The sequence below is a fragment of the Pseudomonas gozinkensis genome, assembly GCF_014863585.1.
Classification (GTDB): Bacteria; Pseudomonadota; Gammaproteobacteria; order Pseudomonadales; family Pseudomonadaceae; genus Aquipseudomonas; species Aquipseudomonas gozinkensis.
The window spans coordinates 5556094-5581876 of the sequence record NZ_CP062253.1 but is presented as its reverse complement, the minus strand read 5'-3'; the positions used below and the strand labels follow the sequence as shown (position 1 = coordinate 5581876).

The following is a 25783-nucleotide window of genomic DNA, read 5'->3' as shown; positions in this document are numbered from 1 at the left end:
GGAATCAGTGACGCGGGTCGAAATCGCCGGAAAACAGTTCGTCCTCGGCATCCGGGGCCACCGGAATCTTGTGCTCTTCCGACGCCCAGGCGCCGAGGTCGATCAGTTTGCAGCGGTCCGAGCAGAACGGACGGTATTTGTTTTCGGGGGTGAATTCCACGGGCGCGCCGCAAGTCGGGCAGTTGACGGTTGGGGTCTGGCTCATGATTGGCCTCCGGATAAAGTCAGGTAAAAGTGATGCAGGCGCTCGACCTCGCTGTGCAGCCAGGCGAGGTCGCGGTCGTTGACCACCACGTCGTCGGCACGGCTGACGCGGTCTTCGCGGCTGGACTGGGCCTTGAGGATCGCCTGGACCTGCTGTTCGCTGGTCTGGTCACGCTGCAAGGTGCGTTCGATCTGCAATTGTTGCGGGGCGTCGATCACCAGGATTCGCTGAGTCATCGCGTATTGCCCGGATTCGATCAGCAGCGGCGAGACCAGAATCGCGTAAGGCGATTGTGCCAGCGCCAGGTGATGGGCGATTTCCTCGGCGATCAGCGGATGCAGCAAGGCTTCGAGCCAGCGCCGTTGCTCCGGTACCTCAAAGATCAGTTTGCGCAGGGCTGCACGATCCAGCGTGCCGTCGGCCTGCAACACATCGGGGCCGAAGTGTTCGGCGATCTTCGCCAGCGCCGGGCGGCCCGGCTCGACCACCCAGCGCGCCGCGTGATCGGCGTCCACCACGTGAATGCCAAGATCGATGAAGTGCTGGGCGGCGGCGCTTTTGCCGCTGCCGATGCCGCCGGTCAGGCCGAGAATCCAGGGTTTTTCCACAGGGTTATTCATTTCAAACCGACAAACTGCCAATAGAAGCCGGTTATTTGACCACCCCAGAGCAAGGCAATCCAGCCGGCAATTGCCAGATACGGGCCGAAGGGGATTGGCGTCGAGGTTTTCTGGTCGCGCAGCTTGAGCAAAATCACCCCGAGCACGGCGCCCACCAGCGAGGACAACAGGATGGTCAGCGGCAGAATCTGCCAGCCGCCCCAGGCCCCAAGCAATGCCAGCAGTTTGAAATCGCCGTGACCGATGCCGTCCTTGCCGGTGATCAGCTTGAACAGCCAGAACACCGACCACAGCGCCATGTAGCCCAGCACCGCGCCCCACAGGGCATCGTGCAGCGGAACGAACAGCTCGAAGCTGTTGACGATCAGCCCCAGCCACAGCAGCGGCAGCACCAGTACATCGGGCAGCAATTGATGCTCGGTGTCGATCAGGCTCATGGCCAACAGGCCCCAGGTCAGCACGATCAGCAGGCACGCCTGCCAGCCGAAACCCAGATGCCAGGCGATGAACGCCGAGAGCAGGCCGCAGGCCAGTTCGGTCAGCGGGTAACGCTTGCTGATCGCTGCGCTGCAACCTGAACAACGCCCGCGCAGGAATACGTAACTCAACACGGGAATATTTTCCCACGCGCGGATCCGGTGGCCACAGTGCGGGCATTGCGAGTGCGGCAGCATCAGGTTGTAGGTGGGCAACGGCGCCTCCCCGGGCAGCCCCAGCACATCGTGAGCCTGCTGGCGCCATTCACGCTCGAGCATTTTCGGCAGGCGCCAGATCAACACGTTGAGAAAACTGCCGACCACCAGCCCGAGCAGCAGGGCGGTGAAAACAAAGGCCAGCGGATAGAGACTGAAGAGTTCGTCGATAGGCATGTCAGATCGCTGAGCCGAGTTGGAAGATCGGCAGGTACATCGCCACCACCAGACCACCGACGATCACCCCGAGCACCACCATGATGAACGGTTCCATCAGACTGGTGAGGTTGTCGACCATGTTGTCCACCTCGTCCTCATAGAAACCCGCGACCTTGTCGAGCATCTCGTCCAGTGCGCCGGATTCTTCGCCGATGGCGGTCATCTGCACCGCCATGTTCGGAAAGATACCCGTGGAGCGCATCGAGAAATTCAGCTGCATGCCGGTGGAAACGTCCTGGCGGATGCGCAGCACGGCGCGCTTGAACACCACGTTGCCGGTGGCTCCGGCTACCGAGTCCAGCGCCTCCACCAAGGGCACGCCGGCCGCGAAGGTGGTCGACAGGGTCCGGGCAAAACGTGCCACGGCGGATTTGTACATCAATGTGCCCACCAGCGGCAGCTTGAGAAACCAGGCATCACGCCGGTCGCGCAAGGCCTGGGATTTTTTCAGGGCATGGCGGGTGCCGAAAAAACCGGCCACCAGCGCTCCGAGAATTGCCCACCACCATTGCTGCATGAACTCGGACAGGCTGATGACCATCAGCGTGAAGGCCGGCAGTTCGGCACCGAAGCCGGAGAACACCGACTGGAACTGCGGCACCACCTTGACCAGCAGAATCCCGGTGACCACCGCCGCCACCAGCACTACGGCGGCCGGATAGGTCATGGCCTTCTTGATCTTGGCCTTGAGGCTTTCGCTCTTTTCCTTGTAGGTCGCGACCCGTTCCAGCAGAGTGTCGAGGGCGCCGGATTGCTCGCCGGCATCCACCAGGTTGCAGTACAGCTCATCGAAATATTGCGGCTTCTTGCGCAGCGCGGCGGCGAAGCTGTTGCCGGCGGCGACCTCCTGTTTCACCTCGTCCACCAGCTTGCTCATTGCCGGGTTTTCGAAGCCCTCGCCAATGATGTCGAACGACTGCAGCAGCGGCACGCCGGCCTTCATCATGGTCGCCATCTGCCGGGTGAACAGGGCAATGTCCTGGGCCTTGATGCGCTTGCCGAAGCTCAGCAGCGAGGCGGATTTCTTGCGCACCTTGCCGGGGTTGATGCCCTGCTTGCGTAATTGCGCCTTGATCAGCGCGGGGTTCTGGCCGCTCAACTCGCCGGTCACCTTGCTGCCTTTGCGGTCCGTGCCTTCCCAGGCGTAGACGCTGATTTTCGCTGCCTTGACCGCCATGTTCAGTCCTTGGTGACCCGGTTGATTTCTTCAAGGCTGGTAATGCCTTGCATGGCCTTTATCAGGCCCGAAGTGCGCAGGTCGTTGAAGCCGTCCCGGCGCATCTGGGTATCGATTTCCAGTGAGTTGCCTTCGGCCATGATCAGCCGTTGCAGTTCGGGGGTGTTCTTCACCACTTCATAAATTCCCACGCGACCCTTGTACCCGCCGTTGCAGTGATCGCAACCGGCGGGCTCATAGATCGTGAAATGGCCGATGCGTTCCTCGGGGAAACCTTCCTTGATCAGGGTTTCGCGAGGGATTTCGATGGGTTTCTTGCAATGGCTGCAGAGTTTTCGCGCCAGGCGCTGGGCAATGATCAGGCTCACCGAGGTCGCGATGTTGAAACCGGGAATGCCCATGTTGTGCAGGCGGGTTAGGGTTTCCGCCGCGCTGTTGGTGTGCAGGGTGGACAGCACGAGGTGCCCGGTCTGGGCGGCCTTGATCGCGATTTCGGCGGTTTCGATGTCGCGGATCTCGCCGACCATGATCACGTCCGGGTCCTGACGCAGGAACGAGCGCAGCGCCTGGGCAAAGTCCATCCCCTGGCGTGGATTGACGTTGACCTGGTTGATGCCTTCCATGTTGATTTCCACCGGGTCTTCGGCAGTGGAGATGTTGATGTCGACGGTGTTGAGGATGTTCAGCCCGGTGTACAGCGACACGGTTTTGCCCGAGCCGGTGGGGCCGGTCACCAGAATCATGCCTTGCGGCTGTTTGAGGGCGGCCATGTACAGGTCTTTCTGCTCCGGCTCGTAACCGAGGGCATCGATGCCGATCTGGGCGCTGGAGGGGTCGAGGATCCGCATCACCACTTTCTCGCCCCAGAGCGTGGGCAGGGTGTTGACCCGAAAGTCGATCGACTTGCTCTTCGACAGACGCATCTTGATCCGCCCGTCCTGGGGTTTGCGTCGTTCGGAAATGTCGAGGCTCGCCATGACCTTCAGGCGCGCGGCGATGCGCCCGGCGAGCTGAATCGGCGGTTTGGCCACCTCCCGCAGAATGCCGTCGGTGCGCACCCGCACCCGGTAGTTCTTTTCATAAGGCTCGAAGTGCAGGTCGGACGAGCCGCTCTTGATCGCGTCCAGCAGCATCTTGTGCACGAAGCGCACCACCGGGGCATCGTCCGCATCGACCCCGCCGAGGGTGTCCTGCTTGCCGTCTTCAACCGATTCGATATCCAGCCCGTCGAGATCGACATCCGCCATTTCCTCCAGGCCGGTGGCGTGGGTGTCGAAGAATTTTTCGATGGCGTCGGTGAGCTTGTCGTCCTCGACCAGAATGGCTTCGGTGCTCAGCCCCGTGCTGAACTGAATGTCATTGATCGCCTGATGATTGCTCGGGTCGGAGATCCCCACGAACAGTTTGTTGCCGCGCCGCCAGAGGGGCAGGGCGTGGTGCTGGCGTACCAGTTTTTCACTGACCAGGCCCTTTGGCTGGGTTTCCTTGTCGAGGCAGTTGAGGTCGAGGAACGCCATGCCGAAGTGCTCCGAGGCAATCTCGGCGACCTGCGCGCTCTTTACCAGTTTGTTCTGTACCAGATAGCTGACCAGCGACAGGCGATTGCGCTGCGCCTGTTGCCAGGCTTGCTGGGCACTCTTTTCCGTGAGCAGTTCGGCCTGGACCAGTTGTTTGGCCAGACCGCTCAGAGCGATGTCATTCATGGGGTTTCCACGTGCTTGCCGTTCATGACTTATAGCCTAGTCAAGTGACAGCGCCAAACACGCGGGGTGCAGGTGACAAAAAGTGTCAGATAGTGCGGTTGCGGGTTGTAGGAATCGGCATGACTACCGGATTAAGTCCAGCGGAACAGGGCTGTAGCCGTTTGGCACGGGCTGTGCTCAGTCCTGTTCAGATCATGAGATTCCGACTCATGCATGGAGCGTGTCTATGAAGAACCAACAAGGTTTCACTCTGATCGAGCTGCTGATCGTTGTGGCGATCATCGGTATTCTCGCGACTGTGGCGCTGCCGCAGTACTCCAAATATCAGGCGCGGTCGAAGGTGACGGCGGGGCTGGCCGAAATCTCGGCAATGAAAATCCCGTATGAGGATGTCATCAATGCCGGTACCGCACCCACCACGGCCAATACCGGGCCTGGCGGTGCTGCCGCTACCAGTAACTGCACGTTGGCCGTTACTGGCACAGCATCCACCGGTGCCGGGACCATTGTGTGCACATTGGTCAACGCGCCGGCACCGGTGCTGAGTAAAACCATTACCTTGACCCGTGACGCGACCAATGGCTGGAGCTGCACCAGTACTGCCGCTCAGGAGTATCTGCCTAAACAATGCACGGGTGCATGATCCAGTCCACCTGACAACAAGCCCCGCCGCATCGGCGGGGTTTTTTTTGCAGAGTCTATTGATGTGAAAAACTTCTGGAATCATGGCCTTAAGCCGTTATCTGCAGTCTGCAAGTTGCATGCAGTTAAATCACCGGTCATGCAATTTGCATGATTCCGAGAAATCATTATTTTTATAACTTATTGATTTATATGGCTTTATTTCCAGTTTCAAAGTTGGCACAGCGTTCGCAATATCTCCAGTAACCCTGCTGACAAGACAAGCAGCAGACTTTCCAGAAAAACAGGAGTTACTCGTATGAAGAAGTTCGCTATCACTGCCGCTGCTGCTACCGCGCTGACCCTGACCATGGCCACCGGCGCATTCGCTCAATCGACCCAGGCTACCCAGGCGCCAATGACTCTGGCTGCCGGTGAAGTCACCAAGGCGAAAGAAGCTACTTCCGATACCTGGATCACTACCAAAGTCAAAAGTGACCTGGTGACCGAGAAAGGCATCCCAGGCACTGATATCAAAGTCGAAACCAACAAAGGTGTTGTTTCCCTGTCCTCCACTGTTGCAGTCACCGAGGCTCAGAAAACCACCGCCGTGAACATCACCAAGAAAATCAAAGGCGTCAAAGCGGTTTCCGCTGACGGTCTGAAAGCCGAGTAAGGCAAGACTTCTCGCCTGGACCGGGAGAAGGCGCGACAGGCGGGCCGAGCAATACGTCTGCCGCACTTTGGAGTTCATGCGAACGGCCACACGGAATGTGGCCATTACAGGCCCTGGCACATGTGTGTCGGGGCCTGTTCTATTCAGGGGTAGGGAAACGCGGGGAGGTCAGTTGCCGCGCTTGCTGTCGATCTGTCTCAGGCGATTGCCTTCAAAGCGCAGGTATTGATACATGCCGTTGCTCGGGCCGTAGGTCCACTCTTCGACCTGAAACTCTTCGCGACGGTTGGCGCTTCGTTTGTAACCGAGCAGATCGCGACTGACCGGCTCACCGCATTTTTGCAGTACCTCGCTGGCACGGTCGCCGAGGCTCACCAGTTGGCTACCGCAGCGCAAGGTATCGGACGCCGCAGCGTGGCTTGCGATCAATGCCAGCCCCACTGCGGTGAGCCATTGGCTGTTCATCACTCGGCATCCAGATGCAGTTGCGTCACCACCCGGCCGTCGCTCTCCGCTTCGCCGAGATTGGCGTCGATGAAGTACACGCGATCGTCGGCCAGTTGGGCCTTGTCCACCAGATAGTCCTTGATGCTGCTGGCGCGATCCTGGCCGAGCTGGCGCAGCAGCACGTCGCTGGAACTCCAGAACTTGATCACGTCGGCACGCATTTTCGCCGTGCGTTCTTCCTTGCCCAGGTCCTTCCATTCGGCCGGTGGCTGGGTTTTCAGACGTGTGCGGTAGATGCCTTCGAGCAGCGGACCTTTTTCACCTTCCGGCACTTCGATCAGCGAGGCCTGAGCCGGTACCTTGTCGCCTCGGCGCTGGAGCATCTTGTAGTAGTTGTACTGGTATTCGCGCTCCAGACGCTGTTCGGCGAGCAACGGGCCGTCACTGCTTTTTGCAGCGGTGCCTTCGATTTCCAGGCGCAGGGCCGGACGCTCCTTCAGCGCTTGCGACAGTTTCACCAGCGCGGCTTCGGCGTCTTTACTCAGGTCGCTGGAACCCGGTGCGAAGGACACGGTGCCGAGGTCTTCCGAGCCGCCACCGCTGACCAGACCGCCAATCAGCTTGAAGGGTGCGGCGGCGGCCTTGACGATCAGGTTGCGCAGGGTTTGCCAGACAATCGGCATCACGCTGAATTGCGGGTTGTTCAGATCGCCCGTCACCGGCAGCTCGATGGAAATCTTGCCGTCGACATCCTTGAGCAGGGCGATCGCCAGTTTCAGCGGCAGGCTCACGGCATCCGGGCTGTCGACTTTCTCACCCAGTTGCAGCTGCTCGACCACGACTTTGTTCTCGGCCTTGAGCTGGCCTTTGGTGATCAGGTAATGGAGGTCGAGGTTGAGCCGGCCCTTGCGGATCCGGTAGCCGGCGAACTTGCCGGAGTAGGGCGTCAGGGTGGTCAGCTCGACCCGTTTGAAACTGGTGGCGATGTCGAGGCTGGCCATCGGGTCGAACGGGTTGACCGCGCCTTTGATGGTCACCGGCGCATAGCGGTCCACCTTGCCCTTGACGTCCACGCTGGCGGGCTTCGCTTGACGGCTGTCGATGGTGCCGATCTGGCCGTTGAGCTGTTGAATCGCGGTGGCGAAGTTGGGGGTCAGGCTGAAGTCGGCGAAGTTGGCCGAACCGTCGTTGATCGCGATGCCGCCGATGTGAATGCCCAGCGGTTTGTCATTGCTCGCCGGTTTCGCCGCGGCGGTCTTCGCCCCGGAATCGGCCGGTTGCGGGATCAACAGGTCGTCGATGTTGGTGGTGCGGTCATCGTTGATCATGAACCGAGCGTACGGCTGGAACAGGTTGACCTTGTCGATCGACAGGCTGTCGCCGTGCTGATAGTTCAGGCCTTCGACCACCACTTGCTGCCACTTGAGGAAGTCGCGGGTTTTCAGGGTGTCGAGGGTGTGCAACTGATCGATCTGAGCGCGACCGGTGACGCTGAGGGCGAGCGGGTCGGTGCTTTTCAGGTTCACTTTCAGGTCGCTGCCGAGCATGCCGCTGCGCAGCTCGAGGCGAATGAACGGGTTGATGTAGGACTGCGCGACCCGCAGGTCAATGTCCTGGGTTTTCACGTTGAGTTGCGCGGTGACCGGGGCCAGGTTGACCACGCCGTCGGCGCTGATCTTGCCTTGCTTGCCCAGGCCGGTATCGAGCCTGAGGTTGAAAGGCGAGCCGTTGAGACTGTCGAAATTTTGCAGATCGACGTTCAGCGGGGTGACGTCCAGAGTGACTTCCGGCTTCGCCGAGCGGTCGGCCAGATGCACTTTATAGTCACGCAGTTGCACGTCCTTGAGCAGCACTTGCCACGGCTTGCTCGGCGCGGTCGGCTCGGGTTTCGGCGAGTCGGCGGCGGCCGGAGTGTTTTTTGGTTCCGCTGCAGCTTTGGCGGCAGGTTTCGATGGCTGGCTGGCGAACAGTTTTTGCCAGTCCAGCTGTCCGTCCGCTTCCAGCGCTGCCCAGGTTTCCAGCTTCTGGCTGCGGATCTTGCCGACCAACACTTGCTGTTTGGCCAGGTCCACGGTGGTATCGCTGACGTCGAGACGCTCGAGTTTCGCCAGCGGACGTCCGTCAGGGGCCTTGATGGCGAAAGGGGCGATGCTGAGGTCGACATTGCTCAACAGCAGTTCGGTTTCCTTGGACAGGTTGAGCTTGTAGTCGGTGCTCAGGTTGAACGCGCCACTTTCCAGATCCAGCGGCACAGCGTCACGTACATACGGCCACCAGACTTTCATCTTGCCGTCGGTGATTTTCAGTTTCCCTTCGGAGGCGATCGGAATCAGGCTGAAATTTCCGGTCCAGTCGATCTGCCCGCCGGCCGGGCCGATGGCAACCAGGGTCATGTCGGCGTTGTCATCGGGCAGGGTGCTGAGGTTTTTCAGTTCGAAATCAAGCTTGTCGTAAACGAATTCGATCGGCTCGCTGGGACGCGCATCCACGAAATGCAGGTTGCCGCCGGCCAGCTGGATCCGGTCGATGCGCAGCGGAAACGGTTTGGCGTCGGGGTCGGCCGGGGTTGGCTCGCTGGCGGGGAGCTTGAACAGACCGAGAAGATTGAGCTGGCCGTCCTTGGCGAACAGGATCTCGGTTTTGGATTTTTCCAGTTCGATGTCGGACAGATGCAGGGCTTTGGTCCACAGGCTGTCGAGCTGCAGGTTGGCGTACAGACGTTCGAAGCCGACTTGTTCCTTGCCCGGCTCGCCGATCACCAGGCCCCACAGTGTGAGTTCAAGGCTGAACGGGTTGAGCTCGATGCGCTGAATGTGCGCCGGCACCGTGGCGTAATTGGCCAGTTGCTGGTTGGCCACCCTGAGCGCAATGCCCGGCAGAATCAGGAACCCCAACAGGCTGTAGAGGGCCAGAGCAGTCAGCAGGGCGCCAATCGCGCGAATCAATCCTTTGGGCATGTGTGGCTTCATCTGTCTGAATCGGAGTGCCTTGGAGTATGGCACGCGATTCCGGTTCCGAAGTACATCGCGCGAGACAGGATTGTTCAGATTTGTCTGCAATTTCTGTAGGAGCCTCCGAAGGCTGCTCCTGCTGGGGTAAAGATCAGAGCTGCAGAATCAGTGTCTTCAACGGCGGTTGTTGATCCCGCGAAGGGAAGTCGGCACCTGGCGTCATCACGCTCCATTCACGCACCGGCCGCCCGGCTTTTTCGGCGCAGCGCAGCACCTGTTCGCGCCAGTCATCCATGCTGACTTTCGCCAGATTGTTGCAGCAGATCAGCACGCCATTCTCGGCGGTGGTCAGCAGGGCCGGCTTGAGCAGGCTCTGATAATCGCGCAACAGGTCGACGGTGCCGAACGCACTCTTGGCCCACGCGGGTGGGTCGAGCAGCACCAGATCGTACTGACGCTGTTCGAGGCGCTGATAGCTCGGCAGTTTCTGCCCGCGACGCTGGCTGATCGGCAGGCCGGCCAGTTGGCGGATCGCCGGGAAATAGTCGGACTGGATGAACTCCATGGTCGGCAGTTGCGGGTTGAGCAAACCGTTCTCGCGCCCCACCGCCAGATTGCCCTCGGCGAAATCCAGGTTGCACACTTCGCGCGCACCGCCGGCCGCTGCACTAAGACCAACGCCGCAGGTGTAGGCAAACAGGTTGAGTACGCTTTTGCCCTTGGCGTGATCCTTGACCCAGCCACGGGTGTTGCGCAGGTCGAGGAACAGCAGCGGATCCTGCCCGGCGTGGCGTCCACGCACACGATAATTCAGGCCCCATTCGTGGCCGACCAGATCGGCCAGTGCCGCGTCGTCGGCGCGGTAGACGCTGTCTTCACGGTCGATTCGCGAGTTGCCACGGGAGCGGTCGTTGTAGACCAGCAGTGTTTCCAGCCCCAGGGTCTGGTTGATCATGGCGTGCAGTTGCAGCAGGTCTTCGCGCGTCAGCGTCTGGTGAAAGCTCTGCACCATCAATTGCGGGCCGTAGCGGTCGATGGTCAGGCCGCCGGCACCTTCCTGGCTGCCGTGGAACAGCCGATAGCAGTCGGTGCCCTGGCGGTGCAGCTCGGCGAGCAGATCCTGGCGTTGATCGAGGGCGGCGCGCAGCGCCAGGTTCAAGGAAGACATGCGGGCGCCTTGCTGGAGGGAATCGGGGCGCGGGAGTTTAGCAGTTTGCCAGGCAATCGAGGGGTTCCCATCGCGAGCAGGCTCGCTCCCAAAGACGATCATGAGTCCCTGGGGGAGCGAGCCTGCTCGCGATGCTTTTGTACCCTTACTGGTTCAAGCGTTTATCGATCAAGCCCTGCACCACACTCGGATCCGCCAGCGTTGAGGTGTCGCCAAGGCTGTCGAGTTCGTTGCAGGCGATCTTGCGCAGGATTCGCCGCATGATCTTGCCCGAGCGGGTCTTCGGCAGGGCCGGGGCCCACTGGATCAGGTCCGGTTTGGCGAAGCTGCCGATTTCCTTGCTGACGTGGGCCAGCAGTTCCTTTTTCAGCTCGTCGTTGGGCTCGGTGCCGTTCATCGGTGTGACGAACGCATAAATCCCCTGACCTTTGACGTCGTGGGGATAACCGACCACGGCGGCTTCGGCGATGCTGTCGTGCAGCACCAGCGCACTCTCCACCTCGGCGGTGCCGATGCGATGGCCGGAGACATTGATCACGTCATCGATGCGCCCGGTGATCCAGTAGTCGCCATCTTCGTCACGGCGGGCGCCGTCGCCGGTGAAGTAGTAACCGGGGTAGGGCTTGAAGTAGGTGTCGACCATGCGCTGCGGATCGCCGTAGACGCTGCGGATCTGCGCCGGCCAGCTCGACTTGATCGCCAGCACGCCACTGCCGGCGCCTTTGATTTCCTTGCCGTGCTCATCGAGCAGCACCGGTTGCACGCCGAACATCGGCTGTGTGGCGCAGCCCGGTTTGATCCGTTGGGCGCTGACCAGCGGGCTGAGCATGATGCCGCCGGTTTCGGTCTGCCACCACGTATCGACAATCGGGCAACGTTGTTCGCCTACGACGTTGAAATACCATTCCCACGCTTCCGGGTTAATCGGCTCACCGACACTGCCGAGCAATCTGAGGCTTTCGCGCGACGTTTCCTGCAAAGGCCCGGCACCTTCGCGCATCAACGCGCGCAGGGCGGTCGGCGCGGTGTAGAAAATGTTGACCTTGTGTTTGTCGATCACCTGCCAGAACCGCGAAGTGCTCGGATAGCTCGGCACGCCTTCGAAGATCAGTGTGGTCGCGCCGTTGGCCAGCGGGCCGTAGACGATGTAGCTGTGGCCGGTAACCCAGCCGACGTCGGCGGTGCACCAGAACACCTCGCCGTCGCGGTAATCGAGCACGTACTTGAAAGTCATGGCCGCTTGCAGCAGGTAACCGCCGGTGGTGTGCAACACGCCCTTGGGTTTGCCGGTGCTGCCGGAGGTGTAGAGGATGAACAGCGGGTCTTCGGCGTCCATTGGTTCCGGCGGGCAATCGTCGCTGACGTCGCGCACGGCCTGGTGATACCAGAGGTCGCGGCCTTCGACCCAGTCGACCTTGTTCTGGGTACGCTCGACCACCACGACGGTGCTGACATTCGGGCAACTCTGCAGGGCCTTGTCGACGTTCTGTTTCAGCGGCACGAACTTGCCACCGCGCACGCCTTCGTCGGCGGTGATCACGGTGCGGCAGTCGGCGTCGAGAATACGGTCGCGCAGGGAGTCCGGAGAGAAACCGCCAAACACCACCGAGTGAATCGCGCCGATCCGCGCGCAGGCGAGCATGGCGTAAGCGGCTTCGGGGATCATCGGCATGTAGATGCACACCCGGTCGCCTTTTTTCACGCCACGGCTTTTCAGCACGTTGGCCAGGCGGCAGACGTGGTGATGGAGTTTGCTGTAGGTGATTTGCGTCGATTCGGCAGGGTCGTCGCCTTCCCAGAGGATGGCGGTCTGATCGCCGCGCTTTTGCAGATGGCGGTCGATGCAGTTGTAGCTGACGTTCAGCTTGCCACCGGCAAACCAGGCGGCTTCGCCGGTCTTCAGGTCATAGCGCTGGACGGTCTGCCACGGCGTGCTCCAGTCGAGGAAGCGAGTGGCCTGTTCGGCCCAGAAGGTGCTGGGGTGTTCAATGGATTCGCGGTACAGGCGCTGGTAGTCGTCCTGACTCAACTGTGCAGCCCGGCGGACGGCATCGGCTTTGGGGAACGTGCTGATATCGAACATGACGGTTCCTTATTCTTGTTGTGCGACAAGGATAAAGATGCGCCGAGAGGTCAACAGGTTCAAGTCACGCGCAAAACAACTGTGGGAGCGAGCTTGCTCGCGATGGCGGAGTTTCAGTCAACCTTGATGTTGAATGAATAACCGAAATCGCGAGCAAGCTCGCTCCCACAGGATTACTACAGCGTGATCAGATCAACCGCGGTGACGGCCACGGAAGTAGTTGATCAGGCCTTGGGTGGACGGGTCTTCAGCGGCGGTTTCTTCGCTGCCGACCAGGCGGTTGTAGACGCCCTTGCCCAGTTCCTTGCCCAGCTCCACGCCCCACTGGTCGAAGGCGTTGATGCCCCAGACCACGCTTTGCACGAAGACTTTGTGTTCGTACATCGCCACCAGTGCGCCGAGACGACGCGGGCTGATGCGCTCGACCACGATGGTGTTGCTCGGACGGTTGCCCGGGATCACCTTGTGCGGTGCGAGTTTCTGCACCTGGTCTTCGCTCATGCCTTTATCGCGCAGTTCCGCTTCGGCTTCCGGCAGGGTCTTGCCGAGCATCAGCGCCTGACTCTGCGACAGGCAGTTGGCGTACAGCCACTGGTGGTGGTCGGAGACCGGGTTGAAGCTGACGATCGGCACGATGAAGTCGGCCGGGATCAGCTGGGTGCCTTGGTGCAGCAGCTGGTGGTAAGCGTGCTGACCGTTGCAGCCGACGCCGCCCCAGATCACAGGGCCAGTGTCGGTCGACACTGCGGTGCCGTCCTGACGCACGCTCTTGCCGTTGGATTCCATGTCCAGCTGTTGCAAGTGCTTGGTGATGTTACGCAGGTAGTGGTCGTACGGCAGGATCGCGTGGCTTTGCGCGCCCCAGAAGTTGCCGTACCACACGCCGAGCAGGGCCAGCAGCACCGGCATGTTCTGTTCGAACGGCGCGCTCTGGAAATGCTGGTCCATGGTGTAGGCACCGGACAGCAGTTCCTTGAAGTTGGACATGCCGATGGCCAGCGCGATTGGCAGACCGATGGCCGACCACAGCGAGTAACGACCGCCGACCCAGTCCCACATCGGGAAGATGTTTTCTTCGCGGATACCGAAGGCCACGGCTGCCGCGTTGTTGCTCGATACCGCGATGAAATGGCGATACAGCTCGGCTTCCGAACCGCCCTGAGCCAGGTACCAGGCGCGGGCGGCCTGGGCGTTTTTCAGGGTTTCGAGGGTGTTGAACGATTTCGACGAAACGATGAACAGCGTGGTCTCGGCGCGCAGTTTTTGCGTCAGTTCGTGGAATTCGCTGCCGTCGATGTTCGCCAGGTAATGGCAACGCACGCCTTTCTGGGCGTAGGACAGCAGGGCTTCAGAGACCAGCTCCGGGCCGAGGAACGAACCACCGATGCCGATGTTCACCACGTCAGTGATCGGCTTCTCGGTGTAACCGCGCCACAGACCGTCGTGGATGCGGCCCACGAGATCGGTGATCTGGTTCAGCACCTTGTGTACTTCAGGCATCACGTTGACACCGTTGACCGACAGCTTGTCGCCGACCGGGCGACGCAGGGCGGTGTGCAGCGCCGGGCGGCCTTCGGAAGAGTTGACGATTTCGCCGTCGAACAGCGCCTTGATCGCGCCCTTGAGATCGACTTCATTGGCCAGACCCACCAGCAGGTTGCGGGTCTCGGCGTTGATCAGATTCTTCGAATAGTCGAGAAACAGTCCGCAGCTGCTGAGGGTGAACTGATTGAAGCGCTGCGGATCGGCGTTGAAGGCTTCGCGCATGCTGAAATCCTGCATGGCTTGGCGGTGATCTTTCAACGCTTGCCAGGCAGGCAGAGCGGTAACGTCATGAGGAGTGCGGTAGTACGCCATCGCTGCGGTTTTCCTTTTTACTTGAACGGCCTTTTGAACTCTGAAAAGACCTCCCCGCCATGTTTGGGCGAGGGGGCAACTGCGTCGACACGATTACTTTGGCGCAGGGCGAATACAGTAAACCCAGCGCCGCGATCTGTCTTGGCTTTGTCTGACCTGTTTTCGGTACTTTTTTAACATTGATAACAGTCGGAGCCGACAGACGGCGGGTAATGCGAGCAAGTCCCTGCTTATCGCGTGGAGTCGAACGTCGGGCAGTTTGCCCGATGGTCAGGTGCTCAGCAATACGACTTGGAAGGGGATGTAACACGAATGCGGGAGCGAACAGGTTCGCTCCCGCATGTTGATGTTGCGGTGTTCAGGCGGGGGTATCGAGATTCAGATGCAGGTTGTCGATCAACCGCGTGGTGCCAAGGAATGCCGCGACCAGAATCACCAGATCACGATCTTGCGCCGTTGCCGGACGCAGAGTCAGGGCGTGGCGGATTTCCAGATAATCCGGACGCAGCCCGGCGGCTTCCAGTTGCTGGCGTTGCGCCTGGATCAGGGCAGGGAAGTCGCGTTTACCTTGCTTGATCGACTCGGCAATGCTGCTCAGGGTGCGATAGACCACCGGCGCCACGGTGCGCTGTTCTTCACTGAGGAAACCGTTGCGCGACGACAGCGCCAGACCGTCTGCTGCGCGTACGGTCGGCTCGCCGATGATCTGGATCGGCATGTTCAGGTCGTGCACCAGCGCGCGGATCACTGCCAGTTGCTGGAAGTCTTTCTGGCCGAAGATCGCCAGGTCCGGCTGGACCATGTTGAACAGCTTGCTGACCACCGTCGCCACGCCTTCGAAGTGCCCCGGACGGCTGGCGCCGCACAGGCCTTCGGAGAGTTGCGGCACGCTGACCCGGGTCTGACCGGCCATGCCGTCGGGGTACATTTCTTCAACGGTCGGAGCGAACAGCAGGTCGCATCCGGCTTCCAGCAGTTTTTCCTGATCCGCCGCCAGGGTGCGCGGGTATTTGTCGAGGTCCTCGCCGGCGCCGAACTGCAGCGGGTTGACGAAAATGCTCGCAACCACGAAGTCCACGCGCTGGGTGGCCTTGGTGATCAGGGCAATGTGGCCGCTGTGCAGGTTGCCCATGGTCGGCACGAAGCCGATGCGCTTGCCCTCACTGCGGGCGCGCGCCACGGCGGCGCGCAGTTCACGTACGGTTTTGACGGTGTTCATGCAGAGAATCCGTGTTCGATCCCGGGGAAAGTGGTGGCTTTGACTTCACTGACGTAAGCCTTCAGCGCGGACTGGATGCTGTCCTGACCCTGCATGAAATTCTTCACGAACTTCGGCACGCGGCCGCTGATCGACAGGCCGAGCATGTCGTGCAGTACCAGCACCTGACCGTCGGTGTCGCTGCCGGCGCCGATGCCGATCACCGGAATCTTCACGGCCTGGCTGATTTCAGCCGCCAGTTCGCTAGGCACGCATTCGAGCAGCAACATGGCTGCGCCTGCCTGCTCCAGGGAGATCGCGTCGGCGCGCATCTGGCGTGCCTGGTTCTCGTTGCGACCTTGAACTTTATAGCCGCCGAGAATGTTCACGGCTTGCGGGGTCAGGCCCATGTGGGCGCAGACCGGTACGCCGCGTTCGGCGAGCAGGCGGATCGAGTCCGCCAGCCACAAGGCGCCTTCGACCTTGACCATGTGCGCGCCGGCCTGCATCAGCAGGGCGCTGTTGGTCATGGTTTGTTCAAGGGTGGCGTTGGCCATGAACGGCAGGTCGGCCAGGATCAGGGCATCAGAGTTGCCACGCTTTACGCTGGCGACGTGGTAGGCCATTTCTGCGGTGGTCACCGGCAGGGTGCTGTCGTGACCCTGCAGGACCATGCCGAGGGAGTCGCCCACCAGCAGCACTTCGACACCGGCCTCGTTGCAGGCGTGGGCGAAGGTCGCGTCATAGCAGGTCAGCATGGTGATCTTCTCACCTTTCTGCTTGAGGCTCTGGAGCGTGGTCAGGGTGATGGCTGGCATGTAAGAAATCCTCGTTCAGGCGCTCTGGAAACTACTGCGAGTAACGCGCGTGATTCGTCATCTATTCAGGCGCACGCTCTTTTGTCGTGCTTATAAGGCCTGGATTGCGCCCTTGTATGCCGGGTTGGCGGCAGCGGGACGCCTATAGTCGTGATGAGACCTCAGGAAGTCAATTGCATGTGTTACCGCATTGTTACGAGGGGAGTGTTACCGGCGTTACTGATGCGATTCAGCGGGCCGGCGGGCCTGATCTGCGGAGTTTTTGTCCTACAAAAGCCCCTGTGGGAGCGAGCTTGCTCGCGAAAGCGGTCAGTCAGCCAATGCAGATATTGACGGTCAGATTGCCTTCGCGAGCAAGCTCGCTCCCACAGGGTGTGGTATCAGTTTGAGGTAATGCGTTCGAGGCCGACGAACGGGCAGGCTGCGAGCAGATCGGCAAGGGTGCGGCCATCGGCCAGGCGCAGATCTTCGGGGGCCAGTTCGGCCAGGGGATAGAGAACGAACGCGCGCTTCTGCATGTGGTAATGCGGGACTTTGAGGCGCGACTCGTCGATCAGGCGTTCACCGAACAGCAGAATGTCCAGATCCAGCGTGCGCGGGCCCCAGCGCTCCAGGCGCTCGCGGCCCTGATCGTTTTCGATCGCCTGCAAGGCATCGAGCAGATCCAGCGGGGCGAGCGTGCTGTCGAGCGCGGCGACCGCGTTGGTGTAACGCGGTTGGCCCGGCAGCAGCGAGTCGCTCTGATAAAACGCGGAGACCCCGACCAGTTCGGTGTCGGGCAATTGCCCCAGCGCGTCGACCGCGCTGCGCAGTTGTTCGGCCGGGTCAGCCAGGTTGCTGCCCATGCCGATGTAGATGCGTTCCATAGCTTATTCGCCCGTGGCGCTCGGTGCGCTGGCGCGTTTGCGCTTGGAACCACTGCTGCGGCGACGCTTGCGCGGTGCGCCACTGGCGTCATCACCCTTGCCGCTGAGGTCGCGGATCATGTCGCGACGTTCGCTGTCGTTGGCGTCCTGATAATCGGTCCACCATTCACCCAGGCCATCGGTCTGCTCGCCAGCGCTTTCACGCAGCAGCAGGAAATCGTAGCCAGCGCGGAAGCGCGGATTGTCCAGCAGCAGGTCGGCGCGTTTGCCGCTGCGACGTGGCAGGCGCTCCTGCATGTCCCAGATCTCGCGGATCGGCATGGTGAAGCGCTTTGGAATCGCAATGCGCTGGCACTGTTCGGCGATCAGTTCGTGAGCGCCTTCCTGCATCGCCGGAATTGGCGGCATGCCGCGCTCTTGCAGACGCAGCACGCGGGCCGGCAGGGCAGGCCACAGCAGCGCGGCGAACAGGAATGCCGGGGTCACCGGTTTGTTCTGCTTGATCCGCAGGTCGGTGTTGGTCAGTGCTTCGCTGATCAGCGTGTGGGTGTATTCCGGGTTGTGTTCCAGCGCATCGGCACTGGCCGGAAACAGCGGTGCGAACAGTTGCAGGTCGACCAGCATCTCGAAGGTGATCGCGCCGTGACCGGAGAGGAACAGCTTGAGCACTTCCTCGAACAGGCGGGCCGACGGAATCTCGCGCAGCATCGGCGCCAGTTCGCGGATCGGCTGGACGGTGTGCTTCTCGATACCGAAATTGAGCTTGGCGGCGAAACGCACAGCCCTCAGCATCCGTACCGGGTCTTCCTGGTAGCGTTGCTTCGGGTCGCCGATCAGGCGGATCAGGTGGTTGCGGATGTCGTGTACGCCGTTGGCGTAATCGAGGATGCGCTCGCTGACCGGATCGTAATACAGGGCGTTGATGGTGAAGTCGCGGCGTTGCGCGTCTTCTTCCAGGGTGCCGTAAACGTTGTCACGCAGAATGCGCCCGCTCTCGTTGCGCGAAGACTGGTTGCTGTCTTCGTCGTCTTCGTTTTGCGGGTGATTGGCGCGGAAAGTCGCGACTTCAATGATTTCGCGGCCGAAATGGATATGTACCAGCTTGAAGCGGCGACCGATGATCCGCGCATTGCGGAATTCGGCACGGACCTGCTCGGGGGTGGCGCTGGTGGCGACGTCGAAGTCTTTGGGCGTGATGCCCAGCAGCATGTCTCGCACGCAACCGCCAACCAGGTAGGCCTGGTAGCCGGCGCCCTGCAGACGTTCGACGATGTTGACCGCGTAACGGCTGAATTGCGCCTTCTGCAGCGAATGTTGGCCGCTGTTGAGGACTTCAGGCGTGCTACGGATGTGTTGCGTACGACGCAGGGGAGTTCGGAATGACTGGAACAGCTTCTTCAGCATGGGATGCACTGTTTGAAGGAATGTTCGGCCATACCAGAGAATGACCGCATGATGGGCCGGGATTCTAGCATTTAGTCGAGGGATGGTGTAGGACGCTGCCGATTTGCGCTGCAAGCCGCAGGCTAGAGGGGGTGAAGATGCGTCAGAAGGGGGGATTTGCCGTGAAGGAGAAACTACAAGGGGAGCCGAAGCTCCCCAAGAAGTAGTTGCGTGCTCTTTTTATTATTGATTCGGGCTTCTTGTTTTTGTTGAGTGCCCTCGCCATGAAGCTTTTCCTTCATGACCCTCCCAATCGGGAGCCAAGAGCAAACGGATTGCTTTGGTCGCTGTGTTGCAGTGATCTTGCGATCCAACCAGTACAGGCTCTGTCTTAAGACAGTTTTTGTTGTTCTCGGCCTGGTCGTGGGGCTAGCCCCAAATACAACGCCTCTCCAAAAGAATCAGTTAGCTGCGCCTCTCGCCGTCTTGTTTTTATTGTGCGTGAGTCGATTCGTCTTATTTTTATTGTCTTGTGCATTGCTTGTTATTGTTCTTGTACCAAACATATAGCAGGTGGCGTGCCAACTTTTGCGAACCCCAATAAAACAAGGGGTTAGGTCGATATAACCGTTTTCGCGGGGCGAAAAAAAGCCGGGGTTTCGTTACCGATAACCCCGGCTTCTGTTACGTGAAAAGACTGAGGTAACAGTTTTTTCACTTCTTCAACGGTAACCCGCACACTCGACAGGTAACGTTCAGCTCTCGCTGGCGACCCCGGTCTTGCGCCGTGGAATGCCCAGACGCTGGCGACGTTCCCACAAGCATTTGCGGCTGACGCCCAGTTTGCGCGCCAGTTCGGTCTCGGTCATGTGGTCCTGATGCTCGAGTACGAAATGCTGGAAGTAGTCCTCCAGTGACAGATCTTCGGTCGGCTCGTGGCTGCTGTTGCTGGCGTTACCGGGCTGTTGAGCCGGCAGGCCGATGAATTCGTCGTCCTCCAGGTCGCCCAGCTCGATGTCGATGCCCAGCAGGTCGGCAGAGATTTCCGGGCTTTCGCTCAGAATCACCGCGCGCTCGACGGCGTTTTCCAGTTCCCGCACGTTACCCGGCCAGGAATAGTGCCGGATCGCCTGTTCGGCATCGGCGGCAAATTTCAGGTCGGTGCGGTTGATGCGTGCGCTCTGGCGCGCGAGGAACGCATTGGCGATTTCGTTGACGTCGGCGCCACGCTCGCGCAGGGCCGGCAGTTTCAACGCGATCACGTGGAGGCGGTAGTACAAGTCCTCACGGAACTGGCCGATTTTCGCCAGGCTCTTGAGGTCCCGGTGGGTTGCAGCGATCAACCGGACATCGACCTTCTGCGACTGGACCGAGCCCACCCGGCGAATCTCGCCTTCCTGCAACACGCGCAGCAAACGAGCCTGGGCCTCAAGTGGCAACTCACCGATCTCGTCGAGGAACAGGGTGCCGCCGTCCGCCGCTTCCACCAGACCGGCGCGACCGGCGCTGGCACCGGTGAACGCACCTTTCTCGTGACCGAACAGTTCGGACTCGATCAGGCTTTCCGGAATGGCCGCGCAGTTCACCGAGATCATCGGTGCCTTGGCGCGTTTCGACAGGTTGTGCAGGGCGCGGGCCACCAGTTCTTTACCGGTACCGGACTCGCCCTGGATCAGCACGTTGGAATCGGTCGGGGCGACTTTACGAATCTTGCCGTAAAGATCTTGCATCGGCGGGCAGGAACCGATGATGCCGATTTCGCCATTGCTGTTGTCGATGGCGGATTTACCGCTGCCATTGGCTGATTTGGCGGGAGCTGCTTCGCTGGCTGCAGGCGCCGACTGGCGATCGCGCAGGATCCGCGCGACGGCCTGAAGCATTTCATCGTGGTCGAAAGGCTTGGCGATGTAATCCACCGCGCCCATCTTCATCGAGTCGACCGCCGAGCGCAGGCTGGCGTAGCTGGTCATGATCAGCACCGGCGTACCCTGGCCGAGCTTGATCAGCTCAGTGCCCGGAGCACCCGGCAGACGCAGGTCACTGACGATCAGATCGAATGTGGGAATACTGAAGCGTTCTTGTGCTTCCTGCACTGAACCGGCTTCGCTGACCTGGTACTGGTTGCGTTCCAGCAGGCGGCGCAAGGCGGAGCGGATAATGGTTTCGTCTTCGACGATCAAAATGTGCGGCATTGATTCGATACTCTCGACGGTCTCAGTTCACAGCGGACGTCGCTTCGACATGGCGCGGCAATGTCACCCGGATACGGGTGCCGCGCTGGCTCTGAACATCAGCCGGGCTGTCGATGGTGATTTGTCCATAATGCTCTTCAACGATGGAATAGACCAGTGCAAGGCCCAGACCGGTGCCTTCGCCAGGATCCTTGGTGGTGAAGAAGGGTTCGAACAATCGATCCATGATGCTCGACGGAATACCGCTGCCTTCGTCTTCGACGATCAGATCGACCGTGTGTTCGCCGGCTTCGCTCTTGACCCGCACCGCACTGCCGGCAGGCGAGGCATCACGGGCGTTGGAGAGCAGATTGATCAGCACCTGGGCGAGCCGCTGCGGATCGCCTTCGACCCAGTGATCGGGATCGCACAGGTTGTAGAACTGGACTTCGAAATTGCGTCGGTTGAGCGCCAGCAGGCCGATGGCGTCCTGGGCGACTTCTGCCAGACAGACGGGCTCGTCGCTGTGCTGATGGCTGCCGGCGTGGGCGAAGCTCATCAACGACTGGACGATGCGTGACACGCGTTTGGTCTGTTCGAGGATCTGGCCGCTGATTTCCGTCAGCTCACCATCCTCTTCGCGCTCTTCCCGCAGGTTCTGCGCCAGACAGGCGATACCGGTAATCGGGTTGCCGATTTCATGGGCCACCCCCGCCGCGAGTCGGCCGATGCTGGCCAGGCGCTCTGAGTGCACCAGTTTGTCTTCGAGCATCTGGGTTTCGGTCAGGTCTTCCACCAGCAGCACCAGGCCGCTATTGCCCGGTGCCAGCGGTTCATCGATGGCCGCTTTGTGCAGGTTCAGCCAGCGGGTCTGGCCGTCGAGGGCCAGGTGCTGTTTGTGCAAGTGCTCGTCGGGCAGGTGGATGAAGCCCTGCAGCAGATCTTTCCACGGATTGGCGATGGTGCTCAGGCGCGAGCCGACCACTCGCTGGGCGGCGATTCCGGTCAGCTCTTCCATGGCCTTGTTCCACATCAGGATCTCCTGATCCTTGGCCAGCGAGCAGACGCCCATCGGCAGTTCCTGCAAGGTCTGGCGGTGGTAGCGGCGCAAGGCGTCGAGCTCGGCCGCCAGACCTGTCAGGCGAGAGTGGTAATCCTCAAGGCGGCTTTCAATGAAGTGGATGTCTTCGGTGACGTAGTTTTCGCCGCCGGCCTTGTACGGCAGAAAGGTTTCCACCATGTCCTGGGCGACGCTCGGGCCCATCAGTCCGGACAGGTTGGCTTCGATCCGGTCACGCAGGCGGCGCAGGGCGTAGGGGCGACGTTCGTCGAACGGCAGATAAAGGTCGCGCAGGGCCTGCTCGACTTCTTTCTGCGCAGCCTTGGCGCCCAGCGGCTTGGCCAGTTGCGTGGCGAACTCTTGCGGGGAGGCTGCGTGCAATTCGCGGCGTTGCGGACGGCGCACGTTATCCACAGCGCAGGCTTCGGCAGCGCTGGCCTCTTCCGGGCTGGCATTGGTGAACAGCGAAATCAGCGTGAACATCAGGACGTTGGCCGCCAGCGAGGCGATGGCCGCCATGTGCCAACTGGTGTCGTCCAGCACGTAGATCATGTTCAGCAGCGGAATATAGAAACCCTGCAGATTGCCGACCAGCGGCAACAGCATGGTCACGACCCACACCACGATCCCCGCCAGCAGACCGGCGATAAAGCCGCGGCGATTGGCGGTCGGCCAGTACAGCACCGACAGCACACCCGGCAGGAATTGCAGGGTCGCAACGAAGGCGACGATGCCGAGGTTGGCCAGATCCTGCTCGGCGCCCAGCATCAGGTAGAAGCAGAAACCGGCCATGATGATCGCGACGATCAGCGCCCGGCGGGTCCATTTCAGCCAGCGATAGATGTTGCCCTCGGCCGGTGGCTGATAGAGCGGCAGCACCAGATGGTTCAGGGCCATGCCCGACAGCGCCAGCGTGGTGACGATGATCAGACCACTGGCCGCCGACAGACCGCCGACATAGGCCAGCAACGCCAGCGACTTGCTGTTGGCGGCGATGCCGATGCCGAGGGTGAAGTATTCCGGATTGGTGGTGGCGCCGAGTTTCAGGCCGGCCCAGAGAATCAGCGGCACCGCCAGGCTCATCAGCAACAGGAACAGCGGCAGGCCCCAGCTCGCGCTGACCAGAGAGCGCGGGTTGAGGTTTTCGGTGAAGGTCATGTGATACATGTGCGGCATCACGATCGCCGAGGCGAAAAACACCAGCAGCAACGTGCGCCACGGGCCTTCCTGCAACGGGGTGTGCAGGGCGGCGAGGGCGGTCTGGTTCTGCAACAGCCAAAGTTCAAGCTGTTGCGGGCCGTCGAACACGCCGTACAGCGCGTAGAGGCCGACACCGCCGAGTGCTGCCAGTTTGATCACCGATTCGAAGGCAATCGCGAATACCAGCCCTTCGTGCTTTTCACGGGTGGCGATATGACGGGAACCGAAGAAGATCGTGAACAGGATGATCAGCGCACAGAACGCCAGGGCCACGCGATTCTGCACCGGTTCGCCGGTGAGGATGCCGATGGAGTCGGCCACGGCCTGGATCTGCAACGCCAGCAACGGCAATACGCCGATCAGCATGAAAATCGTGGTCAGCGCACCGGCCCAGGTGCTGCGAAAGCGGAAGGCGAACAGGTCTGCCAGCGACGACAGTTGATAAGTGCGGGTGATCTTCAGAATCGGATACAACAGCACCGGCGCCAGCAGAAAGGCGCCGGACACCCCGAGATAACTGGACAGAAAGCCGTAGCCGTACTGATAGGCCAGACCGACCGTGCCATAGAACGCCCACGCACTGGCGTAGACCCCCAGCGACAGGGTGTAGGTCAGCGGATGGCGAATGATCGCCCGCGGGATCATGCCCCGTTCACTGATCCACGCCACCCCGAACAACGCGGCCAGGTAGGCGGCGCTGATCAGCAGCATCTGGGTCAGGCTAAAGCTCATCGGCATCTTTTTGGCTCTGCAGGATGAAGGTCACGACAATCAGGATCAGCCAGAGCAGATAAGGGCGATACCAGGCGCCCGTAGCGTCGATCCACCAATCCATGATGGCGGGAGAAAACAGGTAGATCCCCACGACCAGAAGCAGGACCAAGCGATAGATGTACATCCCGGCCTCTCTTTTTTATGCACGTGCCCGAAAACGTGCGGCGATGGTAACGGATGGGCGCGCCACTGCAAGTGTCGTCACAGCAGTTGCGCTTCGGGCAGGGTCAGTGTGCGCGGGATTTTCAAGGCATCCCAGTGGGCGCTGCCCCAGTTCAACAGTTCTTGCGGCGAGGCGTGGGCCAGTTCGGGCCCCGGGTTTTGCCCCAATGCGCGCAGGGCCCGCAGCAACAATGGCGTGGCCTGATCGGCTTCCAGCGGTGGCGAACGATAGGACTTGCCGAGCTTGTTGCCGTCCGGCTGGGTAATCAATGGCAGGTGCAGATAACGCGGCTGGCGCAGGCCCAGCAATTCTTGCAGGTAGAGCTGACGCGGCGTCGAGTCGAGCAGATCAGCGCCACGCACAATGTCGGTGATGCCCTGCCAGGCATCGTCCAGCACCACCGCCAGTTGGTAGGCGTAGAGACCGTCGCGGCGGCGGATCACGAAATCCCCTACATCGCGGCCCAGGTGCTGGCGATATTCGCCTTGCACCCGGTCGATAAAGTGATATTCCAGCTCCGGCACGCGCAGGCGGATCGCGGCGTCTTCCTGAACATGGCCGGCATTGCGGCAAAGTCCCGGATAAATGCCGTGATACGGCTCCAGTTGTTTGCGTGAGCAGGTGCAGGCGTAGGCGAGGCCGTGATTGAACAGGCTGTCGAGCACTTGCGCGTAGGCTTCATGCCGTTCGCTCTGGCGAACCATCTCGCCGTCCCATTCGAAACCATAGCTTTCCAGCGCTTTGAGAATCGCCGCTTGCGCGCCCGGCTCTTCCCGGGGCGGATCGAGGTCTTCCATGCGCACCAGCCAGCGACCGCCCACCGAGCGTGCGTCCAGATAAGAAGCCAGGGCGGCGACCAGCGAACCGAAGTGCAGGTGCCCGCTGGGGGTCGGGGCAAAGCGGCCAATGTAGGCGGGGGAGGTGTTGGCAGTCATGGGGGCGATGTTACTTGAGAGTCAAAGAACAGCAGAAACAAAAACGGAGCGTTCGCACGCTCCGTTTTTCGTTCAGGCCGGGATTATTTGCCGACCTGCTTTTCCTTGATTTCCGCCAGGTTCTTGCAGTCGACGCACATGTCGGCAGTCGGGCGGGCCTCGAGGCGCTTGACGCCGATCTCGATGCCGCAAGAGTCGCACCAGCCGTACTCTTCGTCTTCGATCAGTTGCAGGGTCTTGTCGATCTTCTTGATCAGTTTGCGCTCGCGGTCACGGGCGCGCAGCTCAAGGGCGAATTCTTCTTCCTGGCTGGCACGGTCGGCCGGATCAGGGAAGTTGGCTGCTTCGTCTTTCATGTGATCAACAGTGCGGTCGACTTCCTGCATCAAGTCCAGTTTCCACTTTGTCAGGATCTTGGTGAAGTGCGCGCGCATGGGCTTGCCCATGTACTCTTCGCCTTCCGCCGGAACGTAAGGTTCGAAACCGCTGATCGCCTGTTGCTGCTGTTGCTTTGCTTGGGTGGGCATGAAATGGACCGCCTCTACTCTTGTAATCCATTGCGCAGGATTGCTCCATCACCGACACCTGCCGGCCCTGCGGCTGCAAGCGGGCGAACTTACCAGATCAATTCGGCCCGCGCTACTCCCGGATGTCGAGCCCGCGGCCGGTGGTGCCTGCAAATGTTTGCCAAGCCATGTCTGGTGGTGCTGGAGACCTGACAATCAATCATTTTAGTCAATCCTGGAGCGTACGCTTATGTCGTTACAGTCCAGTGTTCTTGAGGCTGTGACCGCTG

General features: G+C 60.7%; 21 protein-coding genes. 2 read left to right on the top strand and 19 right to left on the bottom strand.

Features of this window, described 5'->3' with window-relative positions; translation table 11 throughout:
* Positions 1-4 precede the first annotated feature (4 nt).
* From yacG to pilB, 5 genes are read right to left on the bottom strand one after another with little or no spacing between them, the layout of a single operon-like run.
* Positions 5-205 carry a DNA gyrase inhibitor YacG gene (gene yacG, locus IHQ43_RS24830; protein ID WP_011335983.1) on the bottom strand — a complete coding sequence of 67 codons (201 nt, stop codon included), beginning with the start codon at positions 203-205 and terminating at the stop codon, positions 5-7.
* Entirely contained in the window at positions 202-825 is a 624-nt protein-coding gene (coaE, locus tag IHQ43_RS24825; RefSeq protein ID WP_192562438.1) for a dephospho-CoA kinase, read from the bottom strand. The genes yacG and coaE overlap by 4 nt, the downstream gene beginning before the upstream one ends.
* On the bottom strand, positions 822-1694 hold the full coding sequence (locus IHQ43_RS24820; protein WP_192562437.1) for a prepilin peptidase: 873 nt from the start codon (positions 1692-1694) through the stop codon (positions 822-824). The genes coaE and IHQ43_RS24820 overlap by 4 nt, the downstream gene beginning before the upstream one ends.
* Before the next feature lies 1 nt (position 1695).
* Entirely contained in the window at positions 1696-2913 is a 1218-nt protein-coding gene (locus IHQ43_RS24815; RefSeq protein ID WP_192562436.1) for a type II secretion system F family protein, read from the bottom strand.
* A 2-nt stretch (positions 2914-2915) separates the two neighbouring features.
* On the bottom strand, positions 2916-4616 hold the full coding sequence (gene pilB, locus IHQ43_RS24810; protein ID WP_192562435.1) for a type IV-A pilus assembly ATPase PilB: 1701 nt from the start codon (positions 4614-4616) through the stop codon (positions 2916-2918).
* A gap of 226 nt (positions 4617-4842) precedes the next feature.
* Here pilB and IHQ43_RS24805 point away from each other — a divergent pair, with 226 nt between their 5' ends.
* Entirely contained in the window at positions 4843-5259 is a 417-nt protein-coding gene (locus tag IHQ43_RS24805; protein ID WP_192562434.1) for a pilin, read from the top strand.
* Between the two features lie 297 nt (positions 5260-5556).
* Positions 5557-5913 carry a BON domain-containing protein gene (locus tag IHQ43_RS24800; protein WP_192562433.1) on the top strand — a complete coding sequence of 119 codons (357 nt, stop codon included), beginning with the start codon at positions 5557-5559 and terminating at the stop codon, positions 5911-5913.
* Positions 5914-6081: 168 nt separating this feature from the next.
* Here the strand turns inward: IHQ43_RS24800 and IHQ43_RS24795 are convergent, their stop codons facing one another.
* From IHQ43_RS24795 to dksA, 14 genes are all read right to left on the bottom strand, one after another.
* Complete coding sequence (locus IHQ43_RS24795) at positions 6082-6378, bottom strand: DUF2845 domain-containing protein (protein ID WP_192562432.1); 297 nt, start codon at positions 6376-6378, stop codon at positions 6082-6084.
* A complete protein-coding gene (locus IHQ43_RS24790; protein ID WP_192562431.1) occupies positions 6378-9329 on the bottom strand; it encodes a DUF748 domain-containing protein in 2952 nt (983 codons plus the stop codon). The genes IHQ43_RS24795 and IHQ43_RS24790 overlap by 1 nt, the downstream gene beginning before the upstream one ends.
* 133 nt (positions 9330-9462) lie before the next feature.
* Positions 9463-10479, bottom strand: a complete 1017-nt coding sequence (locus tag IHQ43_RS24785; RefSeq protein WP_192562430.1) for a class I SAM-dependent rRNA methyltransferase — start codon at positions 10477-10479, stop codon at positions 9463-9465.
* A 145-nt stretch (positions 10480-10624) separates the two neighbouring features.
* Positions 10625-12562 carry an acetate--CoA ligase gene (acs, locus tag IHQ43_RS24780; RefSeq protein ID WP_192562429.1) on the bottom strand — a complete coding sequence of 646 codons (1938 nt, stop codon included), beginning with the start codon at positions 12560-12562 and terminating at the stop codon, positions 10625-10627.
* Between the two features lie 192 nt (positions 12563-12754).
* Positions 12755-14419 (bottom strand): glucose-6-phosphate isomerase, encoded by a 1665-nt coding sequence (gene pgi / locus IHQ43_RS24775; RefSeq protein ID WP_192562428.1) that lies wholly within the window; start codon positions 14417-14419, stop codon positions 12755-12757.
* A gap of 358 nt (positions 14420-14777) precedes the next feature.
* The gene (gene panC, locus IHQ43_RS24770) at positions 14778-15638 is read right to left on the bottom strand and encodes a pantoate--beta-alanine ligase (RefSeq protein ID WP_192562427.1); all 861 of its coding nucleotides are present in this window, start codon (positions 15636-15638) and stop codon (positions 14778-14780) included.
* Positions 15635-16435: a 3-methyl-2-oxobutanoate hydroxymethyltransferase gene (panB, locus tag IHQ43_RS24765; protein WP_039771642.1), complete on the bottom strand. Its 801-nt coding sequence runs from the start codon at positions 16433-16435 to the stop codon at positions 15635-15637. The genes panC and panB overlap by 4 nt, the downstream gene beginning before the upstream one ends.
* Positions 16436-16815: 380 nt before the next feature.
* Positions 16816-17301, bottom strand: a complete 486-nt coding sequence (folK, locus tag IHQ43_RS24760; RefSeq protein ID WP_192562426.1) for a 2-amino-4-hydroxy-6-hydroxymethyldihydropteridine diphosphokinase — start codon at positions 17299-17301, stop codon at positions 16816-16818.
* A 3-nt stretch (positions 17302-17304) separates the two neighbouring features.
* Positions 17305-18705: a polynucleotide adenylyltransferase PcnB gene (locus tag IHQ43_RS24755; RefSeq protein WP_192562425.1), complete on the bottom strand. Its 1401-nt coding sequence runs from the start codon at positions 18703-18705 to the stop codon at positions 17305-17307.
* 734 nt (positions 18706-19439) lie between these two features.
* Complete coding sequence (locus tag IHQ43_RS24750; protein ID WP_192562424.1) at positions 19440-20876, bottom strand: sigma-54-dependent transcriptional regulator; 1437 nt, start codon at positions 20874-20876, stop codon at positions 19440-19442.
* Between the two features lie 22 nt (positions 20877-20898).
* Entirely contained in the window at positions 20899-23853 is a 2955-nt protein-coding gene (locus IHQ43_RS24745; protein WP_007959612.1) for a sensor histidine kinase, read from the bottom strand.
* Positions 23837-24013, bottom strand: a complete 177-nt coding sequence (locus IHQ43_RS24740) for a hypothetical protein (RefSeq protein ID WP_003176118.1) — start codon at positions 24011-24013, stop codon at positions 23837-23839. Before IHQ43_RS24740 ends, IHQ43_RS24745 begins: the two co-directional genes overlap by 17 nt.
* A gap of 77 nt (positions 24014-24090) precedes the next feature.
* Positions 24091-24987: a tRNA glutamyl-Q(34) synthetase GluQRS gene (gene gluQRS / locus IHQ43_RS24735; protein ID WP_192562423.1), complete on the bottom strand. Its 897-nt coding sequence runs from the start codon at positions 24985-24987 to the stop codon at positions 24091-24093.
* A gap of 83 nt (positions 24988-25070) precedes the next feature.
* Complete coding sequence (gene dksA / locus IHQ43_RS24730; protein WP_085712147.1) at positions 25071-25514, bottom strand: RNA polymerase-binding protein DksA; 444 nt, start codon at positions 25512-25514, stop codon at positions 25071-25073.
* Between the last annotated feature and the right edge of the window lie 269 nt (positions 25515-25783).

Bases quoted from the DNA above. Each gene is read 5' to 3' on its own strand.
- yacG (WP_011335983.1), bottom strand. From the start codon at position 205: ATGAGCCAGACCCCAACCGTCAACTGCCCGACTTGCGGCGCGCCCGTG.
- coaE (WP_192562438.1), bottom strand. From the start codon at position 825: ATGAATAACCCTGTGGAAAAACCCTGGATTCTCGGCCTGACCGGCGGC.
- IHQ43_RS24820 (WP_192562437.1), bottom strand. From the start codon at position 1,694: ATGCCTATCGACGAACTCTTCAGTCTCTATCCGCTGGCCTTTGTTTTC.
- IHQ43_RS24815 (WP_192562436.1), bottom strand. From the start codon at position 2,913: ATGGCGGTCAAGGCAGCGAAAATCAGCGTCTACGCCTGGGAAGGCACG.
- pilB (WP_192562435.1), bottom strand. From the start codon at position 4,616: ATGAATGACATCGCTCTGAGCGGTCTGGCCAAACAACTGGTCCAGGCC.
- IHQ43_RS24805 (WP_192562434.1), top strand. From the start codon at position 4,843: ATGAAGAACCAACAAGGTTTCACTCTGATCGAGCTGCTGATCGTTGTG.
- IHQ43_RS24800 (WP_192562433.1), top strand. From the start codon at position 5,557: ATGAAGAAGTTCGCTATCACTGCCGCTGCTGCTACCGCGCTGACCCTG.
- IHQ43_RS24795 (WP_192562432.1), bottom strand. From the start codon at position 6,378: ATGAACAGCCAATGGCTCACCGCAGTGGGGCTGGCATTGATCGCAAGC.
- IHQ43_RS24790 (WP_192562431.1), bottom strand. From the start codon at position 9,329: ATGAAGCCACACATGCCCAAAGGATTGATTCGCGCGATTGGCGCCCTG.
- IHQ43_RS24785 (WP_192562430.1), bottom strand. From the start codon at position 10,479: ATGTCTTCCTTGAACCTGGCGCTGCGCGCCGCCCTCGATCAACGCCAG.
- acs (WP_192562429.1), bottom strand. From the start codon at position 12,562: ATGTTCGATATCAGCACGTTCCCCAAAGCCGATGCCGTCCGCCGGGCT.
- pgi (WP_192562428.1), bottom strand. From the start codon at position 14,419: ATGGCGTACTACCGCACTCCTCATGACGTTACCGCTCTGCCTGCCTGG.
- panC (WP_192562427.1), bottom strand. From the start codon at position 15,638: ATGAACACCGTCAAAACCGTACGTGAACTGCGCGCCGCCGTGGCGCGC.
- panB (WP_039771642.1), bottom strand. From the start codon at position 16,435: ATGCCAGCCATCACCCTGACCACGCTCCAGAGCCTCAAGCAGAAAGGT.
- folK (WP_192562426.1), bottom strand. From the start codon at position 17,301: ATGGAACGCATCTACATCGGCATGGGCAGCAACCTGGCTGACCCGGCC.
- IHQ43_RS24755 (WP_192562425.1), bottom strand. From the start codon at position 18,705: ATGCTGAAGAAGCTGTTCCAGTCATTCCGAACTCCCCTGCGTCGTACG.
- IHQ43_RS24750 (WP_192562424.1), bottom strand. From the start codon at position 20,876: ATGCCGCACATTTTGATCGTCGAAGACGAAACCATTATCCGCTCCGCC.
- IHQ43_RS24745 (WP_007959612.1), bottom strand. From the start codon at position 23,853: ATGCCGATGAGCTTTAGCCTGACCCAGATGCTGCTGATCAGCGCCGCC.
- IHQ43_RS24740 (WP_003176118.1), bottom strand. From the start codon at position 24,013: ATGTACATCTATCGCTTGGTCCTGCTTCTGGTCGTGGGGATCTACCTG.
- gluQRS (WP_192562423.1), bottom strand. From the start codon at position 24,987: ATGACTGCCAACACCTCCCCCGCCTACATTGGCCGCTTTGCCCCGACC.
- dksA (WP_085712147.1), bottom strand. From the start codon at position 25,514: ATGCCCACCCAAGCAAAGCAACAGCAGCAACAGGCGATCAGCGGTTTC.